Raw genomic sequence first — 5,820 nt, 5'->3', positions numbered from 1 at the left:
GAAATTATCCTCAAGCCTATCCGCTGGGACTATTGAGAATGGTGCAAGATCTGAGTTTATCTTTCTTGCTTGTAGTTCTAGTCAAATGCTTTTATCTAGTATCTTAAGAAAAGACCAAAGCATGATTTTTTATTCGGCTTCTCTCTTTTTGTTTGTTGATTGTTTAGGAGTTTACAGATGGATTTTTAATTAAGCTACAAGCTTTTTTATCCATGAGTCTTGCTACTACCCCAGATGCTTGATATCTTTACAGTAATCAGAATTATTGCTTTATTCAGGGATTCCCTCAATTTTTTAAGATTGGTGCAGCAATTCTGCATAAAAGTCGGATTGACAGACCCAACAACTCTATAGAGGTTGAAAACTTCACACATGGAATAGACCTTATAGAGCCATGATGCAATAGATAACAAGGAGAATCAGCAATGCGATTTGAACAGCATGAGCGATGTTTGCTGGACGAGTGGAGTTCGCTTTGGGATTGGGACCGATTTCTTGATCTAGAGGCAGTTGCGCTGCGCGATCTCTGGAATTATGAACAGTGCGCCTCAAATGTTGTACAGGGTTCGTAGCTAAACAATGCAGGACAAGCGATCTTCCAGAGCATCGCGAAGCAAATCGTGAATTGACACCACTAGCAACTTCTTAGGGGTATTTTATGAAACTCGTATATCGCGGCACAAGATACAATTCCAATGCGCTCGAAGCTGACCATGCTTTACCTTGCAAACCTACTCCGTCCATCCTCTGTTACCGGGGTATGACCTATCTAATCACGCCTAAATCCGAGACTTCGACTCAGCCCATTCAAACTATCACCCGACAATTGATTTACCGAGGCAATACTTACTCGGTGACTCGAACCGTCGAGATCTCCTAGTCGTTTGAAGCGCGTCGCTTGGAAATGCCGTCAGGTAAGCGTTCACAACTGGGATTGACACGAGGGTAGATACTGGGTTTGTCTACCCTTTTCTAGTTCAAGCGATGTGTTGTCGTTTGAGCTAACCCTTCAATCTATGAATATTCGGCACTTCTTCAGGAGCCATTAGATGGAACGCTTTCTGGGTACAGAGGAACATTATTTTTGGTTATACGATCAAGTGGTGCCGAACCATTTCTGCCTCACTGCTAAAATTAGCGGTAGTTTCAGCTTGGAGCAACTGCATCAGTCGCTCTTTCAGGCGCAACGGCGACATCCTTTACTCCGGGTGGCAATTGCAGTAGCAGAAACCGGACATCCTAAATTCGTTGAACGCATCGCTCCGATTCCTGTCCGACTGGTGCTGAGAAGGGATGAACAGGACTGGCAGCGAGAAATCGAAATTGAGTTAACTCACTCCTTTGATTGGCAAACTGCGCCGCTGATTCGGGTCGTACTGTTGCAGTCCGAAACGGTATCTGAATTGATCGTGACATGCCATCATGCGATCGCAGATGGCATATCCGCTGCACATTTGATTCGAGACATCATGCAGGGCTTAAACTCCAAAAGTTCTGACACGAGAACCCTATTAGAAGCACAGCCCATCGACTCATTGATCCCAGTTCAAGAAGTGATTACAGACCCTCAAGTAACCTCGCCGCGTGAGTATTCTACCAAGGTGACGAGTCGTTCCCGCCCTCACGTTAGAACCGTTCTGCTCTCTGCCGAATTGACGCAGCAAGTCTGCGATCGCGCTCGTCAAGAAAACACAACGGTTCATGGCGCGATCAGTGCAGCATTTCTACTCGCAATGTCGCGGCAACAGGAAGGGTTGTTTAAATGTCAGTCTCCGATCGATGTGCGATCGCAGCTAACACCGATTCCTGAAACGGTGGGACTCTATATCTCCTATGGCATCACTCAGCACGACCTCAAACAGAACTCATCGCTGTGGCAAACGGCGCGATCGCTCAAAGCACAACTTGAAACGATGAAGACAGCACCCCAAGTGTTTGAAATCATTCACCAGGTTCGAGGACAGCTTGCATCGTTGCCCGCTGCCGAAACGGTCTGTACGGCAACCCAAAAACCGCCTGCTTTTGACCTGGTAGTCACGAATTTAGGGCGATTACCCTTTGAACAGCAATTTGGCTCACTTCGACTTGAAGCAATCTATGGTCCAGCCGTACTGAATGGGATGGAACCTGAGCGACTTGTGGGAGTAGCAACCTTGGGCAACCGACTATCAATCACAGTCACGAATCCTTCGATCACGACTTCAGCACAAGCAGCGAGTGCAAGTTTGGAAGAGGCTTTAGATTTGCTAAGTAAGGAGTCGTCGGAATTCTACAGCATCACCGCATAATCGCTTGACCTTTATGCCTCAAGTCCAGATGCAGCATTCGTTACATTAACATTACGAGAATTAAAGAGGTGTCAAAATGACTGCAAGTAAATTTGAATCAGGACAATCCAGTCTTACTACAAACATCGTTAGTAATTGTTCGCAGCCATCAGACCTAGATATTTCTGGGTCAATTCCTAACTCTAGAAGTTTTGGCAATAGCGGGGAAAATGTGATATTTGGGGGTTGTGATTCTTCTTTGACGGGTACTAGCGGTGTGGACGTATTTGTACTGACCAGTGCAGGTGCAACTATCTCTGGCTTTGAAGTTGGAAAAGATAAAATTGGCATCGTTTCAAATGATGAGGTGCTAACTTTTTTCGACATCATCAACCCCTATATACCAGGCGGCATCACTGATACCGATAAAGGGGCTGTCGTTAGTCTTCCTGATGGCTCCACGCGCGATTCCTTTGTAGCATTGAGTGGGGTCAGTGCAAGTGCTTTGGCGAACAGTCCGGAGAGTTTTGCTATTTTTTCCTCTGCGAATGTCGTCATTGACTGGAACGAGATGATGTTTGATGCGGGTAGAAATACCCCTGTACCCGGTTCGCGATCGTCTCGTTACTATGCTCTCCTGCATACGGCGATCGCGGATGCGGTACAAGGGATTCAACAAACTGCTGGACGAAGAACTTACTTAGAGTCTATTGGACAACCACTCCCAACAATTACTTCCGGTGCCAGTGTTGAAGCCGCCGTCGCCTCAGCTGCGAATACAATATTAAAAGGGTTATTTACTGACCAAGACAATCCTGTTGCTGCAACAAATATTAGTCCCTTTCCAGGTGAAACAACTAATACAGGAGAATTCCTTTCTAGAGTTTTTGATGCAGCTTTCAGCACATCGTTGACAAAAATTGGCGGTTCTACAGATGCAGTAAACGCAGGGATAGAGTTTGGACGCAGCATCGCGCAGAGATTGTTAGAGTTACGCGCAAATGATGGTGGATTCCGCAATGCTGACGGCACAAAAGTAGATTTGTCAGGATTTGCAGCAGAATACCAAAATGGGATTGAAAACAACTATCACCTCAATGAGAAAAGCTTCCAAGATGGAAATTCAACACTGTTAAACAACGGCACGGTCGGTAGACTGAAAGATGGCACAAATTTAATTGGAACAAGTGCGCCCATTGAAGCAATTGATCAAGATGGCAACAAAACGATTACCAGTATCGCAAAAACCACTCCTGGGGCATGGCGGCGTGGGGAAGATACCTTAAACGCCAGCGGTCAATTTTCTGGTTTAGCCTCTCCAGATGTCGCTAACCTGAATCAAGCTTGGGTTCTCCCATCCCCTGACTTTTTTAACAGCAGCATACTCCCACCCCCCGCCTTAGACAGCGATCGCTATCGTGATAGTGTTGCAGAAGTAAAAGCGGAGGGAAGTATTCTGGATCTTCCAGGAAACGGTACGGTTTCCGTTCTGAACCGCAGTATCACCGAAAATGGTGTGACTCGCTTCTTAGGTACGGGCGCAGGGGGTAACGCAGTTAACGATACTAACCCCGCTGATGCAACCTTTGGTTCAGGAAATGAAGGGAACGACTTTGGTCGCACGGGTCCTGATGGATTAGGATTAACCAGCGCTGACAGAACAATCATCGCCCACGTTTGGGCAAATGCTGAAGGAACTTACCAACCCAACTATGCTTGGCAAAAGGTCGCGCAGCAATTAGCGATTCAGAACTGTAGTTCCCTTGAAGATACAGCCTACATTTTTGGAATGATGAACATAGCGTTAGCCGATGGCTATGCCAGCGTTTGGGATATCCAATGGGATAGAGATTATTTCTGGCGACCCGTTTCGAGCATCCGCAACGCAGATCAACTGCCATCAACCTCTGATTTAGATGACAACACTTGGACTGCACGGGAAAATACACCCCAGCACCCAGAGCACCCATCTGCTGCTGCGGCAGTTGCGGGCGTGGCTAGTAACATCTTGTCTAGCTTCTATGGAGATAACCAAACCTTTACTGTTGGTGCTGACCCGAACCCTTCCAGTGTCCGCCTGCAAACTGCGCTACGTTCTCTCAATGGTAACGATTTAGTAGACGGTACACCTTTAGAAGAACTGAGTCGTACCTACACCAGCCTCTCGCAAGCTGCAAATGAAGCACGTACCAGTCGTATTTATGCAGGGGCACACCATCGCTTTTCTACAGAGAATGGTATAAGTTTGGGCGAACAGGTTGCTCAGTACTTCTTGCGTCATAATCCTTTTTTGGCTCAAGGGAGAAACATTCTGCCTGAACCAGTAAAAGCGCCATAGATGTTGTTGCACACGAATCATACATTTGTCCTTCAGGTGCTAGGTCGTTTGTATTTCTCGCATCCCTCCTGTGGGACTTTCTTGGCAAAGAGCTTTAGTTGCACATCGCGTTATTGTTGGTAACGCAACTAGCCCTCTCAAATCAGCACTGGGTAATGTTCTAGACCTGTGTATTTTATGAGAGAATCGAGTGGTTTTTAGCTGCTCATGTTGACATGGTACTCGAACCCATTTGCTGTCCAAGTTGCAATAGTACGAACATTGTGAAAAATGGCAAAAGTGAGGAAGGTAAGCAACGCTATCGCTGCCGCAATCATCAGTGTTCCCGCCGCTCCTTCATTCGAGAGTACACTTATCGAGGCTACCTGCCCGAAGTCAAGCAACAAATCAGCGATATGGCAGTCAACGGAAGCGGCATTCGAGATACGGCACGAGTGCTAAAAATTAGCCCCACAACTGTGATTGAGGAATTAAAAAAAAGATTGCCATCTCGAACGAGTCAACACCGCTCTACTCCAACAGATGGAAAGTTTACCCACGAGTGCGATGGTGGTTAAAGTTGAAGAAGCGGAAATGGACGAGATGTGGAGTTTCGTGCAGTCTAAGAAACAGCAGCGTTGGTTATGGCACGCCATTGATCATCGCACAGGTGCAGTGTTAGCTTATGTTCTTGCTCCGCATGAAGATGCAGCACTCAAAGAACTTCAGCAATTGCTTGCTCCATTTGCCATCAAGCGCTTCTACACCGATAGTTGGGGTGCATACTTGCGATTGCTAGAAGCTCAAAAGCACACTGTAGGTAAAGCAAACACACAACGGATTGAGCGCAAGCATTTGACGCTTCGCACGCGGATCAAGCGGTTAGCTCGAAAAACAATTTGCTTTTCTAAATCCATTTGGCTGCTGTGGTAATTGGATTGTTCATCAACCGCTATGAATTTGGTCGAGCAGTGTGATAGTTCATCCACAAGTCTAGAACATGACCTCAGCACTGTAGAAGCAGCACTACAATTCCCAGGAATCCAATCAAACCTAACCAACTCGTTGCCGAGAGAATGCGGGACGTTCGCTGTTCGCCCAACCACAACTCTCGGTATGAATATTGAGGATTGCGAACCGAAAACGCGATCGGAGGACTGACAAAAGGCAACAATTTACTTAACCCTAAGCGGATCACAGAACCCATGAACCAAAGTTTTGTTCGCAGTGGAGCCT

At 46.6% G+C, this 5,820-nt stretch carries 5 protein-coding genes and 2 pseudogenes; 6 read left to right on the top strand and 1 reads right to left on the bottom strand.

What is annotated here, in order from left to right:
• From ACJ2PR_RS34755 to ACJ2PR_RS34730, 6 genes and pseudogenes are all read left to right on the top strand, one after another.
• Window positions 1-193: hypothetical protein (locus ACJ2PR_RS34755; protein ID WP_446880471.1), on the top strand; the 193-nt coding region annotated here is incomplete at its 5' end.
• 232 nt (window positions 194-425) lie between these two features.
• Window positions 426-572 (top strand): hypothetical protein, encoded by a 147-nt coding sequence (locus ACJ2PR_RS34750; RefSeq protein ID WP_446862405.1) that lies wholly within the window; start codon window positions 426-428, stop codon window positions 570-572.
• An 86-nt stretch (window positions 573-658) separates the two neighbouring features.
• Window positions 659-880: a DUF4278 domain-containing protein gene (locus tag ACJ2PR_RS34745; RefSeq protein ID WP_446880470.1), complete on the top strand. Its 222-nt coding sequence runs from the start codon at window positions 659-661 to the stop codon at window positions 878-880.
• 169 nt (window positions 881-1,049) lie between these two features.
• Window positions 1,050-2,288 (top strand): condensation domain-containing protein, encoded by a 1,239-nt coding sequence (locus ACJ2PR_RS34740; protein WP_446880469.1) that lies wholly within the window; start codon window positions 1,050-1,052, stop codon window positions 2,286-2,288.
• Between the two features lie 76 nt (window positions 2,289-2,364).
• Window positions 2,365-4,605 (top strand): hypothetical protein, encoded by a 2,241-nt coding sequence (locus ACJ2PR_RS34735; RefSeq protein ID WP_446880468.1) that lies wholly within the window; start codon window positions 2,365-2,367, stop codon window positions 4,603-4,605.
• A 215-nt stretch (window positions 4,606-4,820) separates the two neighbouring features.
• Window positions 4,821-5,561 (top strand): annotated as a pseudogene (locus tag ACJ2PR_RS34730) (IS1 family transposase).
• A 29-nt stretch (window positions 5,562-5,590) separates the two neighbouring features.
• On the opposite strand, the pseudogene ACJ2PR_RS34725 reads toward ACJ2PR_RS34730, so the two are convergent.
• Window positions 5,591-5,820, bottom strand: a pseudogene (locus tag ACJ2PR_RS34725) (hypothetical protein); the annotation flags it as partial.

The organism is Phormidesmis sp. 146-33 (assembly GCF_052939515.1).
This window is presented reverse-complemented; position numbering and strand designations above follow the sequence as displayed.

Coding starts and splice junctions, on each gene's coding strand:
- ACJ2PR_RS34750 (WP_446862405.1), top strand. CDS start 426: ATGCGATTTGAACAGCATGAGCGATGTTTGCTGGACGAGTGGAGTTCG.
- ACJ2PR_RS34745 (WP_446880470.1), top strand. CDS start 659: ATGAAACTCGTATATCGCGGCACAAGATACAATTCCAATGCGCTCGAA.
- ACJ2PR_RS34740 (WP_446880469.1), top strand. CDS start 1,050: ATGGAACGCTTTCTGGGTACAGAGGAACATTATTTTTGGTTATACGAT.
- ACJ2PR_RS34735 (WP_446880468.1), top strand. CDS start 2,365: ATGACTGCAAGTAAATTTGAATCAGGACAATCCAGTCTTACTACAAAC.